Origin of the sequence: Anaerophaga thermohalophila str. Valhall (genome assembly GCF_000250735.1) — a bacterium.
GTDB classification, from domain to species: Bacteria; Bacteroidota; Bacteroidia; order Bacteroidales; family Marinilabiliaceae; genus Anaerophaga; species Anaerophaga thermohalophila_A.
This window is the reverse complement of record NZ_AHZV01000350.1, coordinates 1-15,324: the sequence shown is the minus strand read 5'-3', so window position 1 is coordinate 15,324 and position 15,324 is coordinate 1. Positions and strand designations below refer to the sequence as shown.

At 41.5% G+C, this 15,324-nt stretch carries 12 protein-coding genes; 2 read left to right on the top strand and 10 right to left on the bottom strand.

The features are described 5' to 3' along the window. Positions 1–88: 88 nt before the first annotated feature. Both OQ5_RS0118050 and panB read right to left on the bottom strand, forming a co-directional pair. Positions 89–778 carry an RluA family pseudouridine synthase gene (locus OQ5_RS0118050; protein WP_016778833.1) on the bottom strand — a complete coding sequence of 230 codons (690 nt, stop codon included), beginning with the start codon at positions 776–778 and terminating at the stop codon, positions 89–91. Between the two features lie 121 nt (positions 779–899). Beyond that, positions 900–1,718: a 3-methyl-2-oxobutanoate hydroxymethyltransferase gene (gene panB, locus OQ5_RS0118045; protein WP_016778832.1), complete on the bottom strand. Its 819-nt coding sequence runs from the start codon at positions 1,716–1,718 to the stop codon at positions 900–902. 216 nt (positions 1,719–1,934) lie between these two features. Between panB and OQ5_RS0118040 the strand changes: the two genes are divergently transcribed. Then, positions 1,935–2,768, top strand: a complete 834-nt coding sequence (locus tag OQ5_RS0118040) for a CvfB family protein (protein WP_016778831.1) — start codon at positions 1,935–1,937, stop codon at positions 2,766–2,768. On the opposite strand, the gene OQ5_RS0118035 is transcribed toward OQ5_RS0118040, so the two are convergent. Beyond that, on the bottom strand, positions 2,758–3,783 hold the full coding sequence (locus OQ5_RS0118035) for an endonuclease/exonuclease/phosphatase family protein (protein ID WP_016778830.1): 1,026 nt from the start codon (positions 3,781–3,783) through the stop codon (positions 2,758–2,760). The genes OQ5_RS0118040 and OQ5_RS0118035 overlap by 11 nt on opposite strands. 55 nt (positions 3,784–3,838) lie before the next feature. Then, positions 3,839–5,272: a hypothetical protein gene (locus OQ5_RS0118030; RefSeq protein WP_016778829.1), complete on the bottom strand. Its 1,434-nt coding sequence runs from the start codon at positions 5,270–5,272 to the stop codon at positions 3,839–3,841. A 454-nt stretch (positions 5,273–5,726) separates the two neighbouring features. Here OQ5_RS0118030 and OQ5_RS0118025 point away from each other — a divergent pair, with 454 nt between their 5' ends. Then, a complete protein-coding gene (locus OQ5_RS0118025) occupies positions 5,727–6,884 on the top strand; it encodes an AI-2E family transporter (protein ID WP_016778828.1) in 1,158 nt (385 codons plus the stop codon). Here the strand turns inward: OQ5_RS0118025 and OQ5_RS0118020 are convergent. The 6 genes from OQ5_RS0118020 to OQ5_RS0117990 all read right to left on the bottom strand — a co-directional run bounded on the left by OQ5_RS0118020 (position 6,881) and on the right by OQ5_RS0117990 (position 14,927). Beyond that, positions 6,881–7,606, bottom strand: coding sequence for a head GIN domain-containing protein (locus tag OQ5_RS0118020; protein WP_016778827.1), 726 nt, complete (start codon positions 7,604–7,606; stop codon positions 6,881–6,883). The two genes, OQ5_RS0118025 and OQ5_RS0118020, sit on opposite strands and share 4 nt — an antisense overlap. A 220-nt stretch (positions 7,607–7,826) precedes the next feature. Further along, positions 7,827–8,756, bottom strand: coding sequence for a malate dehydrogenase (gene mdh / locus OQ5_RS0118015; protein WP_016778826.1), 930 nt, complete (start codon positions 8,754–8,756; stop codon positions 7,827–7,829). A 535-nt stretch (positions 8,757–9,291) separates the two neighbouring features. After that, positions 9,292–10,509 (bottom strand): efflux RND transporter periplasmic adaptor subunit, encoded by a 1,218-nt coding sequence (locus tag OQ5_RS0118005; RefSeq protein ID WP_016778824.1) that lies wholly within the window; start codon positions 10,507–10,509, stop codon positions 9,292–9,294. 83 nt (positions 10,510–10,592) lie between these two features. After that, a complete protein-coding gene (locus OQ5_RS0118000) occupies positions 10,593–12,122 on the bottom strand; it encodes a TolC family protein (RefSeq protein ID WP_255297628.1) in 1,530 nt (509 codons plus the stop codon). 52 nt (positions 12,123–12,174) lie between these two features. Next, on the bottom strand, positions 12,175–13,521 hold the full coding sequence (locus OQ5_RS0117995) for an ABC transporter permease (RefSeq protein ID WP_016778822.1): 1,347 nt from the start codon (positions 13,519–13,521) through the stop codon (positions 12,175–12,177). Then, positions 13,518–14,927 (bottom strand): efflux RND transporter periplasmic adaptor subunit, encoded by a 1,410-nt coding sequence (locus OQ5_RS0117990; RefSeq protein ID WP_016778821.1) that lies wholly within the window; start codon positions 14,925–14,927, stop codon positions 13,518–13,520. The genes OQ5_RS0117995 and OQ5_RS0117990 overlap by 4 nt, the downstream gene beginning before the upstream one ends. Between the last annotated feature and the right edge of the window lie 397 nt (positions 14,928–15,324).

Genomic DNA, 15,324 nt, shown 5'->3' with positions numbered 1-15,324 from the left:
GTCTACTCCTAAAAATCTCTTTTAGGAAAAGGCTCATCCTTTACAGAATTCAATATATGAAAAGTTAATGAAACCAGCAATTTTTCTCTTACTTCTTCAAAACATTCTCGAATTCCTCCCACAAGTTGTCATTTCGCGGAACGGGCGCTTCAATCACAACCTGTTCATTTTTTACGGGATGTACAAATTCAATACGTCTTGCGTGCAAAGAAATGCCACCATTCGGATTGGAACGGGGAAAGCCATATTTCAGATCGCCCTTAATCGGGCAGCCAATTTTGGCCAACTGACTACGTATTTGGTGGTGACGGCCGGTTTTCAAATCCACCTCGAGAAGATGATAATTGGCCGAACTCGAAATTAACCTGTAATGCAGAATGCCTTCTTTAGAACCGGGCCGCATTTTGGGTAAAGCATACGACTTGTTTTTATTGCTGTCTTTCAGCATAAAATGTCTTAGTTCCCCCTGGTCTTCCGGCGGAATTTCTTTAACAATGGCCCAGTATACCTTTTTCACATCCTTTTCCTGGAACATTTTGTTCATTCGGCTCAATCCTTTACTGGTACGGGCAAATAAGACCACTCCGCTGACAGGACGATCGAGTCTGTGAACAACGCCCAGAAAGACATCACCCGGCTTGTTATATTTCTTTTTCAGGTAGGCTTTCACTTTTTCACTTAGAGGCTCGTCTCCTGTTTCATCGCCCTGGACCAGGTCCGAACCGGTTTTATTGACGGCTATCAAATGATTGTCTTCGTATAATATCTCTAAATCCATATCTGTGTTGTTAATTAGTGTCTGTCCATAAAGTGCCATTTGCTGTGTTACGTTCGCCGCGTTAGCGGAACGCCACCGATAAACTCATGAGTAAGAACCATCTGAAAGAAAGGGGAATGAATCAATACTGCTCTCTCTCATTGGGAAAATCTCCCGATTTCACATCTTCGATATAGCTCCCTACAGCACCCGATATCTCGGCAAAAAGATTGTGGTACCGTCGCAGGAACCGTGGAGAAAATGCCTGGTTTATACCCAGCATATCGTGAAGAACCAGAACCTGACCATCCACCTGGTTTCCGGCTCCAATACCGATCACCGGAATTTTCAACCCGGAAGCTACCTTTCCGGCAAGTTTGGCGGGAATTTTTTCCAAAACCACCCCGAAACATCCGGTTTCTTCCAAAAGATGCGCATCTTCAACAAGCTTTTTGGCCTCTTCTTCCTGACGGGCACGGACAGTATAAGTCCCGAACTTATGAATCGACTGTGGTGTTAGTCCCAGATGACCCATCACAGGAATTCCGGCTGAAAGTATCCGTTTCACCGATTCGATAATTTCAACACCCCCCTCAAGCTTTACAGCATCGGCCGCCGTCTCCTTCATGATACGAATGGCTGATTGCAATGCTTCACGACTGTTTCCCTGATATGATCCAAATGGCATGTCAACTACCACAAGAGCGGTCTTCACGCCACGAACAACAGATGCCCCGTGATATATCATTTGATCGAGAGTGATGGGAAGCGTAGTTTCCCAACCCGCCATAACATTCGATGCCGAATCACCTACCAGAACAACATCAATCCCGGCCTGATCCACAATATTAGCCAGGGAATAATCGTAAGCAGTGAGCATCGATATCTTCTCACCTTTCATTTTCATCTCACTCAAAACGTGAGTGGTCACTTTTTTCGGTCTTTCATTTGCAGCAGACATATTTCATCTTTTTTATATCCAAATGGCAAAGTTACCACTTTTCCTGAGGACACAATTTTATTGATGACCAGATTTGCAACAGATCGTTGAATTTATGGATATTGAGTTTAGGTAAATTTTGATTTTTCAATATCTAATGGAAGTCGGATATAAGGTCTTATTGGTTTAGATCATAATCGAGGCAAATTATTATTTTTGTGGCTACATTTGTTGTTCATGACTCAAATAGGAAAAATAAACCGGCTACCGGTACTGGAAATTTCTCAGTTCGGTGCATTTCTCGACGGTGAAAACCTCGGAAAAATACTGCTTCCCAAACGTTATGTCTCCGGGGAGCTAAAAATTGGCGATGAGATCAATGTATTCATTTATCTTGACTCCGACGACCGGCTTGTAGCCACAACGGAAAGGCCAAAGGTGATGATCAATCAGTTTGCCTGGCTCAGGGTAGCCTCCGTTACCAATATTGGGGCTTTTCTTGATTGGGGGCTTCCAAAAGATTTACTTGTTCCTTTCAGAGAACAAAAGCAAAAAATGCAGGAAGGTACAAGCCATATTGTTTATGTTTACCTCGACGATGCTACTAAAAGAATCGTTGCATCGGCTAAGATCGAAAAATTTCTGGATAATGTTTCCCCCAATTACAAGCCCGGGGAAAAAGTTGAGCTTCTTATAGTCGGACCTACGGATTTGGGATACAAATCCATTATTAACCACGCGCATACAGGATTAATCTATAGCAACGAAATAAAAAGCCCTTTAAAAGCAGGACAAAAAACCACAGGGTACATAAAACGAATCCGGGAGGACGAAAAAATAGATATTTCTCTTGATGCCCTGGGATTAAATGCTATTGAAAACAATTCGCAGAAACTGCTTACCGAAATGGCTCAAAACAATGGCTTTTTGCCATTAACCGACAAATCGGCAGCTGAAGAAATTAAACTTACACTGGGAATGAGTAAAAAGGCTTTCAAAAAAGCGGCGGGAATGCTCTATAAAAAAAGAAAAATTATTATGGAAGAGGATGGCATTCGTCTCATTCGATAGCTCTCTTTTTCAGCTCAACCATGACAGGTAAATGATCGCTAAATCCGCCCAGATAATTGTATCCGGCATAGGTTCTGAATGGTCTGCTTCCTGGAAAATCGGGATCATCTTCAAGAAGAAACGGAGCAGTTACAATATGCATCACCGAATCTGTAACTGCATAACTGTTGTTGAGTGGTTTCAGTAATGATTCCGAAACTAATACCTGATCAAAACAACTCCATTCGTGCCGATGTTTTATAGTACCGGGAACATCGCCGTCAATATTATAAGCAAGATTCACAAGTCCCTCCCGATTCTCCGAAGGTTTCCGGCTTATCAGTCTCATGCTTTCATTCCACGGATTATCGTTGAAATCGCCCATCACAATTATTTTGGACCCGGCCGCATCAGAAAGGATGGAATCACAAATATTCTTCAATGTTTTGGCTGCGATCAAGCGCTTTGATCGGGTTGTGCCCTCGCCACCCCATCGTGACGGCCAGTGATTAACCATGATATGCAACGTATCGTTATTGTCAAGCACGCCACTAACGTAAAGAATATCCCGGGTAGGACGAGAATTCTCCGGCATCTCAACAGCAAGGGGAAAAGCATCCAGCACGCTAAAACGATCCTGGCGGTATAGTAGAGCTACATCGATTCCCCGGCGATCGGGTGACTCAAAATGAATAACCGAATATTTAAACCGATCCAGTCCTGTATCCCAGATCAACCCATCCAAAACCTTGCGGTCTTCTACTTCGCATAATCCCACGAGAACCGGAGGATTCCATTTTCCGGAAAATAAAATGACCCTTGAGATGTTGACCTGTTTCTCACTTTTTCTGCTATGCGTCCAGTGACGCGGGCCATCAGGCAAAAACTCATCATCGAGTTTTCCTTCATTCTTAGCAGGATTAAAAAGATTTTCCACATTATAAAAAAGGATGTTTGCTGTTTCAGGAGTCTGGGAAAAAATGGTTCCACATGCCAAACAGAAGTAGAGAAAAAATAATAATAAGAAGCGGGTCATTTTTTAGGGATTAGAATTAACGGTTTATTTTCCCTTCTTTATGAACAGACACCAGTTACTGCTTATCAATTCTCTCATAAGCGCCAAGGTCCGGTGCCTTATCCCTGGTACGGGAGTTGCCGAGAATATCTTCGGGATAATCTCGTCCCACGTCCCATGCACCTGCATCGCGAGCTACAGAAACGGAATCAAGTTGATAATTATACTTATTAATATCGATAAAAGCCGGCTCTTCATTAAAGAGAACACCCTCACCAAATGCATGAGACCAGGCTGTTTTTGCTTCCTCTCTCACTTTCAGAAGCGTATGATCAAAATTAACATTGATCCATTCAGCAAAATCTTTATTCTCATCAATCTTGAAATCAAGCTTTAGTTCATTGTCGTTTCGTCCGTAAACGATGCAGTTGTAAAAATTAGCAGCGTTGAGTGTATAAGGCCATTCTTTACCATTGGCATCGGTATAATAGTTGGAAATAACCAGAGCCGGTGTACTACGATAATTCCACGTAAAATAATTGGCAATGGTGCAATGATAAAATTTATAGTCCCCTCCTACCGTTAATGCCACCGAAGCACTACCGCAATCACCAAAAACCGAATTGGATGCAACTATAGAAGAATTCTGAGCAATAAGCCCCTGTGATGCAATATGCTCAATTCTGACATTGTTGAGATACAGCGGGGGATGTTCCTCCTCAATGCCAACCGAATCAACAACAAGCCCCATCGTGCTATTGCTGATGACGGCATTATTAATCACATGATCCCTGCTGCCCGGCATCAATTGAATGTATCCCCATTGACCGGGTTTATCCTTGTACCACTCATCAAGCCTGTCGCTGGTAAAAGTAACAGGCTCATCCACTTCACCATTAACCTGCAATGAACCAAACACTATCAGAGAGGCATCCTTATGGAAATGCAATCTTGTTCCCGGCTCAATAGTCAAAGTTTCCGTAGTATCTACTACAACCCAGTCGTATATCAGATAAGGCTTGTCTTTGGTAAAGGTCTGCGTTTTAAGCGTCTCTTTTCTTAACGGAATCACGTTTTGCCCGTAAGCCAGTAAATGTATGGTGTAAATTTGATCACGTGTATAAAAAAAGATGGAATCGGATACAACAAATGGCGAATTTTCTGAAGTAGGATTTACATTTACTTCAACAAAAACAAACAAGCTGTCGTTTCCGCGAACCGGAACATCATGAACCATACTTCCGGCTGTTCCGTTTACATTAAGAATAAAATCCGAATCATCGCCACCCACAAGTTCAACAGCATCAATTATCACATCTTCCTGTACCGGGTTATAAACCCTGAAGTTCTGAGTAGTAGACCCGATTGAAGTAAAAACCGTGTCAAAGGCCACTGTATCGGTGCTGAAACTTAATTCCTGACTGCTTCCCCGGAAAACATACTCTCTTTCACACCCCCAAAAAAGAGTGAAAGAAAGAAAAAAGAGTATTATGGAAAAGCGGAAAGACATATAAAATTTATTAGCCCCTTGATTTCAATTACTTAAAATAATCTAAAATTTTTATTTTGCATTCTCTTACACACCTGCAAAATAAGCAAGTATTCCTGAAAACACAAAGGTTTTTTTATTAAAGACCAACTATTTTTTACAAATATTAACAATGAAATTGTACGTTTGTTTTATATTTAAGTTTCAAAATGTGATTTTTTTCAAAGAACAAACGTGTAATTAGTGCGTGTCTATAAATTAGCAAAAAATTTTTACACTATGTGTGTCTGTTCAGAAAGTGCCAGTTGCAAGGCTTGCGAAGCCGACAAAAACGGAGTTTACTCTTCGTAAATGAGTTTTTTGGCGGCGAGCGTAACACAGCAAATGGTACTTTATGAACAGCCACGAATTATTAATACAGCAACTTAATCAATAAAAGCCAAAGAAAACATCCCATTTTAACCAAAATTTCCTCATGTCAACAACAAAAACCACGCCTGAAGATTTCGACAATTTTTTTTCAGGGAAACCATACACCTTCGATAAGGTGGTTCGTATGCTCATTGCAGGGCTAATTATTACCGGACTGGTTCTTTTGGTCCGTTATTTAAGCAACGTACTTATTCCTTTTTTTATTGCAGTTTTGCTTGCCTATCTGATTGATCCTCTGGTTTGTTTTGTGCAAAGAAAAATGCGTGTAAAACACCGCGGTACTTCGGTAATTTTGTCGCTACTGTTTCTGTCTCTGATTGTTTCACTTATATTGTGGTGGCTGGTACCACAATTTATCACAGAAATGCAAAAAATGGCGCAATTGGTAAAATCGTATCTCCAGAATACCTCATATCAGGATATTTTACCTCCCGCCATCGATCAGTGGCTACGTGACCTGCTGGCTCAGCAGGACCTTCAGAAACTGATCAATACATCAGACATCACTGAAACGCTTAAGGATATATCGAAACCGATATTGAAAATATTTTCAGGATCGCTGAGCATTTTATTCGGGACGCTGGGCTTACTGATTATTATTCTGTATCTGGTTTTTATCCTTATCGACTATCCAAAACTGGAATCCTCGTGGCCAAAACTCATTCCTGCCAAAATCAGACCCCTGGCAGAAGAAATTGCCGAAGACCTGAAACTTAACATGCGTATCTACTTCAGGAATCAGTTTCTGATAGCTATGACAGTGGGCATACTAATGGCTATAGGTTTTAAGATTATCAATTTGCCCATGGGGATCACTCTCGGCCTGTTCATCGGAGTGCTCAATATCATTCCCTACCTTCAAATGGTCGGATTTTTGCCGGCTATACTTCTGGCCCTACTCAAGTCGATGGAAACCGGAGACAGCTTCTGGCAGATACTTCTTTCGGTTTTTGTCGTGATTGCCATTGTACAAATCATCCAGGATACCATTTTAGTTCCTAAAATTATGGGAAAGGCTTACAATATGAATCCCGCTCTCATTTTGTTATCTCTTTCAATATGGGGATCTATTATGGGATTACTGGGCATGTTGCTTGCACTTCCTCTTACAACGCTTATTATTTCATACTACAGGCGTTTTGTAATAAGAGAGCCGATACAATCAGACCGTCTGCCTGCCAACCACAATAAAAACGATTAGTTTGCTTCCTTTACTCTGCCCAACCCTGAAATATTGGTAAACACTTCAGCTGGTTTCCCTTTGTAATCGACAGTACAGGCCCCGGACAGGTCAACATTCAGCTTTTCGGAGGCAAACACTTCAGCCTTTCCGGCTCCGGATAAATTGAGAGTAATATCCTCGGTAAATAATTCAAAAGCCGAAATCTTCCCTGCACCGGGTATCTTAAGATCAACTTCTTTCACTTCTCCTCTCAAATTCAGATCGGTAGCGCCTGCAAGCTTTCCCTCAAGCCGGTCTCCCTTTAAAACCATATCCATTTTTAAAGCACCGGCACTTTCTATGTATAATTCCTCAAATACAAAAGGTTTTTCACTGTAAAATTTTGCCGATGCCATAACACTAATTCTTCGAAGTGTGGGAGCTTTTATAGTGAGCTTAACTGGCGGATTGTTCTTCCAATTGTCCCTGTCTATTATATTTATTTTCAAAACCCCGTCAACAACCTGGGTAATTACCAGACTTTTCATTTCTTCATTTCCGGAAATCTCAAGCATACACGAGTCTGAATTTTCCAGTCTCACAATGTAGTTGCCATCTAATTCCAGCGCATTAAATTCTCCAGGTGCTCTTTCTTCGGAAACAAACGTTTCGTCTGAAAAAGAAGACTGACCATCGTATACACAGCCTGAAAGACCAAACGGTACAAGCAAAACTGTCAAAATAAAAATTTTTCGATACATAACTATCCTCCTCAGTTTTTTCTGAAATATATCAGATTCCGGGCCAAAAACAACAAAGCACTAACCTTAAATATTTTACATTCATGACAAAGATAAAGAAATGTCAAAAATATGTTCATTATTGAAAAAATATGTTCGTAAACGGACAAAAAAAGGGACCCTCACAGGGTCCCTCTTAAGAAATAAGGTAAACAGACCATCTTCAGGTTAAAGCGGTGTGTCAGCCAAGTCTTTCCAATACAGCCATTACTTCTTTGACATGTTGCCGGCTATTCTCAAGAAGTGTTTTTTCATCTTCGTTAAGGTCGAGTTCAATAACCTTTTCGATACCTTCCCTGCCAAGGATCACCGGTACTCCAAGGTAACAATCATCAATCCCGTATTCGCCTTCGAGTTTCACACATACCGGGAACACGCGTTTCTGATCGCGAACAATAGCTTCAACCATTTGGGCAGCAGCTGATCCGGGGGCATACCATGCAGAAGTACCCATCAACTTAACCAACTCTCCACCCCCGAATTTTGTACGTTCAATAATGGCATCAAGCTTCTCCTTTTCAATCATCTCGGTAACAGGAATGCCACCAACGGTTGTATACCTGGGGAGTGGTACCATAGTATCACCATGCCCTCCCATCAGTACAGCCTGAATATCTTTTGGGGAAACATTTAACTCTTCAGAAAGAAAAGCTTTATACCTGGCAGTATCAAGAATACCGGCCATACCCATTACTTTTGTGCGTGGCATTTTTGAGGTGATATGGGCCTGGTAAGTCATCACATCAAGTGGGTTGGACACAACCACGATAATTGCCTCCGGAGAATATTTAATAACCTGCCCGGTAACAGATTTAACAATTCCCGCGTTGGTTTCGATCAGATCATCCCTTGTCATTCCAGGTTTACGTGGCAAACCTGATGTGATAACAACAACATCAGAACCGGCGGTCTTTGAATAATCGTTGGTTACCCCTGAAGTGTGTGTATCATACAGGTTTATTGGTGCTTTCTGCCAAATATCCAAAGCCTTTCCCTCGGCCATACCTTCTTTGATATCAACAAGAATCACTTCATTGGCAATCTCACGATAGGCCAAAACATCGGCACAAGTCGCGCCAACATTCCCGGCGCCAACAACGGTTACTTTCATAAAATTAAACTTTTGAGAATTTATAAATTACTATTTTTACTTCTTATTCGTATAAAATTTATTTATGAGGGTGGTATAAAAAGACATATTTTTGTCAAAATCAAGACGTTTTAAATTTTTGTACCGGAGTTAACTCATTGTTAATGAGGATGCAAAAATTTAAAACGACAAAGAGTTTGGCAACAAAGATGCTTTTTGGACCGCACTCATTTATTAAAGCCGAAAAGAAATCGTCCCGGATAATCGGGACTTGTTTCATGTCCATTTTTTCAGGGGGCAAATATAAACAAGCCATTTTAATTACAGAAAAATTTCTTCATTTTTTATATTGATTTAACACGGGCAAGACAGAGAAGGTTTTACAAGCCGCAACCAGGCAAAACCGCTTGTAAGTAAAGAGCATACAAATCCATCATCCAAAAACAAGAAACCGCTACTGGCATTAAACACAGGCCAATAGCGGTTTGTTCAGTATTTTAATAATTTATCAAAAGAATCTCTGGTAATAAAAACTTTCTTATTACAGAACTATTGATCATTCAGGTGGCGTTAACACTACTTTATCACCTTCGTTCAATCCTTTCACAATCCTGATGAATTCATCATTTTCGCCCCCTGTCTCCACTTCTTGTTTTACAATACCCAAAGGCGTTTTTTTGTAAACAACCTGTTCGGCCCCCTCTACAAAAACGGCTTCGCGCGGTACCATCAATTGATCATCCATTTCCCGGATAATAAAACGATTGACGGAGGTCATTCCGGGCAGAAGTTCAAACCCCTTAGGATCCACCTCTATTTCCACTTTAAAACCATTAAGAAATTGTCCCTCTATCTCTTTTCCTATATTAGCGACAGTCCTGACTGTTCCATTAAATTCTTCTTCGGGGAAAGCATCAATAGTTATCTTCACGGGCATTCCCACATAAACTTTGGTCACATCAATTTCTTTCACATAGGTAACCGAGAGAATGGTGGATAAATCAGGAAGAATAGCTATCCGGGGGTCCCATCGACTTACAGTGGAGCCTACTTTCCTTTTTTCTCCGTTCCATTCTCGTACATATACCACAATCCCCGATGCCGGCGCTCTAATGATCAGGTCTGATTTTAATTGCATTAAAATTTTTAGGTTATTTTCTTCCTGACGGAATTGTTCCTCAATACGTTGTACACTTATTTCATTTTTTCTTTTCAACTGCCGGTAATTTCTTTTTTTCTGTTCCAGATTACGTTGCGCTTTTTCCAGTTCAATCTGTGCCTGTCGTTGAACTGCTTTGCTTTCGTAAACAGATTGCTCTACCTTGATCTCTTTGTCAAGAACATTATCTTTTGCCTGACGAATGGCATCCCTTGCTTCCGAAAGATTTAACGAGCTATCCATTCTGGCCTGTTCAAGATTGGCTTCAAGCATATCAAGAGTTTCCCTGGTACTTTTTATATGCTCTTCAACCCCTGAGGGATCAAGAGTGGCAACATAATCGCCTTTTTCTACTTCGGTACCCTCCCTTACCAGGTCGTTTATGGTTATATCCCTAATCCTGACAGTACGGTCTGTCAAAACATCCGGGATTAATATATCTGTAGATTTATGAGCTTCAAGTTCTCCAATAGAGGTAACATATTGCTCAAATTTACCGCGAATTACTTCTGCCACCTCTACTCCGTCGGTCTCATCAGCCCAAAAAAGTCTGTAACCGATAAAAGCAAGAATAACCAAGACAAGAGGTAACAATATCCACAAACGTTGCTTCATATAAAATTTAAATTTATCTAAGTGATTGGCCTGGTAAAGAAGTAATCGGGATTTGTTTCATGTTGTTCTCTGCCCGAAAATGTTCATTGCTGTTGCAACAACTCATCCAGTTCCTTCATCAAAGGCCGGTCATTAACAAAATCGTACAAGGTGATCTGTCTCATCTGAAAATAGCTTCTCCAGTATTGCTGCAACGAAGAAATATAATTCCTGCGTGCTGCATCCAAAGAATTTCTTGCTGAGTTTAGCTTAATAACATCAACTTTGTCTATCAAAAACCGCTGCTTGGTAACATCATATCCTTTTTGAGCAATTGTATCAGCCTTTGCCGAAATTTCCACCTGCTTTTCCTGCATATTGAACTCCATGATTCGAATAAACAAATCCTGCTCAAAATCAACTCTTTCCTGCTTTACTGTTGCTTCGGTTACATCGCGATTAGACCTGGCCATTTGTATTTGCCCTTTCCTTAATCCCCAGTCAAGTATTGGAATATTGAGCGACACTCTGATCTGTTGCTGATCTCCAAAGGGACTACCATAAGCCAGGCCAAAATCGTCGGAATTTTTATTGATACCGAAATTGGCTCTTATATCGGCACTCAGTCCGCTCTCGGAGCGGGCACGAGCAATGTTCTGCTCTGCTTCCATTAAGCGTTGTTGGTAATCAAGAATTTCCGGATTGTTTTCAATAGCAAGGGCCATGGCTCTTTCGGGCTCAATTTTCAGAGCAGGCACTTCATCCGGAACAACACAATCAATTATCACATTGTCTTCAAGGGCCAAAAAAGAGTTCAAAGCCGCTCTTGCCTGTCGCAGGTCTATTTTGGCTCTGGTCACTTCCATTTGAGCATTTAGCAAACCGAGTTCAAGGTCGAGGAGTTCGTCCTGGGTAACCGTCCCTATTTCAAAACGGCCCTTTCCGATATTATATAAGGTATCGGCATTGGAGTAATTTGTTTCGGCAATTTTCAAATTAATCTCGGCTGTTACCTGTCCGAAAAAATAATCGGTAGCCTGGATGGCAATGGACTCCAACGACTGCAGATACTCGCGTTTGGCCTTTTCAAATTGTAAAGGCTCAATACGCGATTCCCACTTAAACCGGTTATAGCCGTTAAGTGGCTGGGTAAAACCAATGCTTACCGGAACACTAGCGTATTGTGTATCATCACTGTCATCCAGGTTTTGTGAACGCGATAATGATGAGGTAATATCAAATACACCGCCTGTCCAGGGGACATTCTGGCGCACCGACAGAGACGCATCCGAAGTGAAATATGACCGTTGGTCAAAATATTCGCCCCGTTCCTCATCAAAACGGCTTACGACAGATTTATCGTAATTCACGGGGGTTGCATCCAGGCTCAGGATTGGCAGACGGTCGGCTTGATAGCTTCTGAACTCCCAATAACGGGCCAGATACATATTCCTGGAACGGAAACTGTAAAGCGATTGCTCATGGGCCAGGTCAATCACCTCTTCCAGAGTCATTTCCACATGTACCGCATCTTCCGGTTCTTCAAGAAAATAGTTTTCCTGTTCCTGAGCTTTAATCAGTCCAAAAAAACAGAAAACACAAAATGACATCAATAGCAATCTGGTCGTCATCATTGGTAATATTTTCTAAGATTTAAATTTGTCTGAATCCAATTTTTAAACAGCATCATGCTCTGAGGGATTCCACGGGATCCTGTTCGGCAGCTCTTTTTGCGGGAAGATACCCAAAAACAATGCCTACAGTAGCCGAAACACCAAAGGCCACAACGACCGAAAATAAAGTAACAATCGTTTCTATACCGGCCATTACATGAATAAGGTGAGCCATCACAACACCCAGTACAATTCCTATCATACCTCCGCTAACACTTATCAGGGTTGATTCGGAAAGAAACTGGACAATGATATCTTTGCGGGAAGCTCCTATTGCCTGACGTGTTCCTATCTCACGAATACGTTCCCAAACCGACGCAAGCATAATATTCATAATACCGATTCCACCCACAATAAGCGAAATACTTGCAATAGCCCCCAGAACGATATTAAATATATCATTGGTCTTTTGCTGTTGCTTAAGCAAAAGTTCGGGAACTGTCACTTCAAAATCATATATTCGGGAATGCCTGCGTAGCAACATTCTCTTAATGATGTTGGCAGTTGAGCTTAAAAACTCCGTTTCGTCAACCTGTACTATTATTTTATCCAGCTGATCCTTTGGTTGATCAGTGTTATTATTCTCTTCTCCATTTCCACCGCCACGTGAAACCTGCTCAAGAACTTCGGGATTTATGCGGGCGCGGTCTTTAAACCGGAGTAACATGGTTTTCACAGGAACAATAATCTTGTTATCCGTACTGCTGATACCCAGTTCGTCGGATGCAGATGCAGTAAAATCCCGTCTTTCGATAACACCAACAACCTTTACCCATGTTTCGCCACATTTTATATATTTCCCAATAGGGTCCTCAGTGTTAAAAAACCGATTCCTGATATTATCGCCGATAACTGCCACTGGTTTTCCTGCCTCGGCTTGCTGTTCGCTGAATATATTTCCTGAAACAAGATTGATATTCAGAAGCTCAAAATACTCCGGTGAAACGCCTTCAAGTACCACAGGATAACTCCTGGCACCAAGAATGGCATGATAATTCAGTGATACAACAGGACTAACTTTGGCAACCGAGGGAATTGTTTCCCTAATCGAGCGGGCATCCAGAAGGGTCAATCCCGGAGAAAACCGCTTGGTACTTTCCCCGCTTCCGCTGCCATTACCTCCATCAATAGCCATCTCGGTAGGTGTTACAATAATATTATTAACGCCTACCAGTTTTATTTGCTCCAGGACTTCCTGCTGTGCGCCTCGTCCTATAGCGAGCATACTTATTACGGCGGCAACACCAAACATAATACCCAGCGCTGTGAGGAACGATTTCAGCTTGTTGGCCAAAATAGCCTCCACAGCTATGAGTACATCGTGATAATATCTCGATATCAGGTATTTAATTCTTCTCATTGTGGTCTCCTCCCTTCCTCCATACGTTCACCTCCTTGTCGTTGCCAGGGCGGGGTCTCTCCCCGAGCTCCTGGTTCCCGGGCCTTATCTTGTTCTTCCTTTTCTTTCTTTTCTCTTTCTAAAGCCTCATCTCTTAAGGCTTTGTAAATATCATATCCTGCAAAAGGAAGCTCATCTGAATTGGCCGGTTCAGTCAAAGCAACTTCCATGTCTTCTTCAAGCCCCTCTTCAACAACCACAAAATTTGCATTTTCAATACCAAAACGGACTATTTGTCTTATCCAGTCATGTCCTTTTCTTTTATAGACGAATTCGGCAGTATCGTTACTAAAAACCGCTTCCAGGGGAATATACAAAGCCTCTGCCAATGAGTCTGTTATAATTTCATTGCTTGTTGTCATGGCAGGTCTTAAATCCGAATCGGTCGAGTTTAGTTTAATAATTACCTCAAACACCTTGGAATCACCGTCGGGAAGCACCTGACCAATATTGGCAACAGAAACAACTATTCCATCAAACGACTTTTCGGGGAATGCATCAATTCCGACTTTGGCTTTTTGCCCTGCTTTAATCTTAGAAATATCAATCTCATTGATGAAAGTTTTTGAAATCATGGATGACAGGTCCGGAAGTTCAGCAATGGTGGGTGCCCATCGGCTTACAGTGGAACCTGCCTGTATTTTGTTGCCAAATCTGTCGTAACTGTAAATAACCATTCCGGGCTTTGGAGCTTTGACATCCAGTGCCTCAAACAGTGCCTCTATTTCCTGAATCCTTTCCCGGCTTTTTCTCACTTCTTCCCACGCCCTGTTCACATCGTAGGCGGCCTGCTGCTTTTTCAACTCGTAATTTCTCAGGGCCTGTTCCAGGCTGCGTTTGGCGCGCTCAAGGTCCAGCCTGGCCTGACGCTGTACTGCAGGAGATTCATAAACCGACTGCTCAACTACCAGTTTCTTCTCTTCTACAGTCACACGGGCATCCAGCAGTCCGTCTCTGAGATTACTTAGGTTTATATTGGTATCTATCCTGGCATCCTGATAAGCTTCCATAGCCTGCTCAAGTTCGTCCTGTGCTTCAGTCATTAATTCATCCACTGCACTGTGATCCAGAACGGCTACAACATCGCCGGAATCAACAACCGTCCCCTCTTCAACAATATCTGTAACCTGAATTTCATAAATACCAAGTCTCCTTCCCGATAAAGCGGAGGGCACTTCAATAGAAGTAGCATTTTCGGCCTGTAGCTGACCCGTTGAAATAACTTTGGAAACAAAGGAACCGCGCTCAACAGGAGCGGTAATCATAATATTTTCATTTACAACCTTGTCTCCCATCGACCATATAAGCAGAATGGCCACGAGAATAATTACAGGGATGTAGTAAACCGGCTTAAGAAGTCGTTTCATTCGTATAAAATTTACTTAAGTTGTTGTTCTAATGGAACTCGCATGCAAAAACTTATACATGTTCTTGTTGTGGCAACCTTTGCCATGCTCGTTTCATCAGTATAAAATTAGTCTAAGTTATTATTCTGAAGTCTGCCTCAATTAATCAGGAGAACCGGGATGTAAGCGGTTTTACGATGCTCTTCGAATCCCTTAAGAAAATTCTGATCAATTAACATAGACAATCTTTACGTTGGCAAATTTTTGATTTTGTATTATTTCAAAAAAGTAAAAACTAGAATCATAGTTTAAGACAGGATAAAACAGCAATAGTTTAAGGCAAAAGGTTGAAACTTCTTTAAAATAGATCATTAGATTTTTAGATGTTAGATTTAACCTGCTTTATTCATAAGTTTTC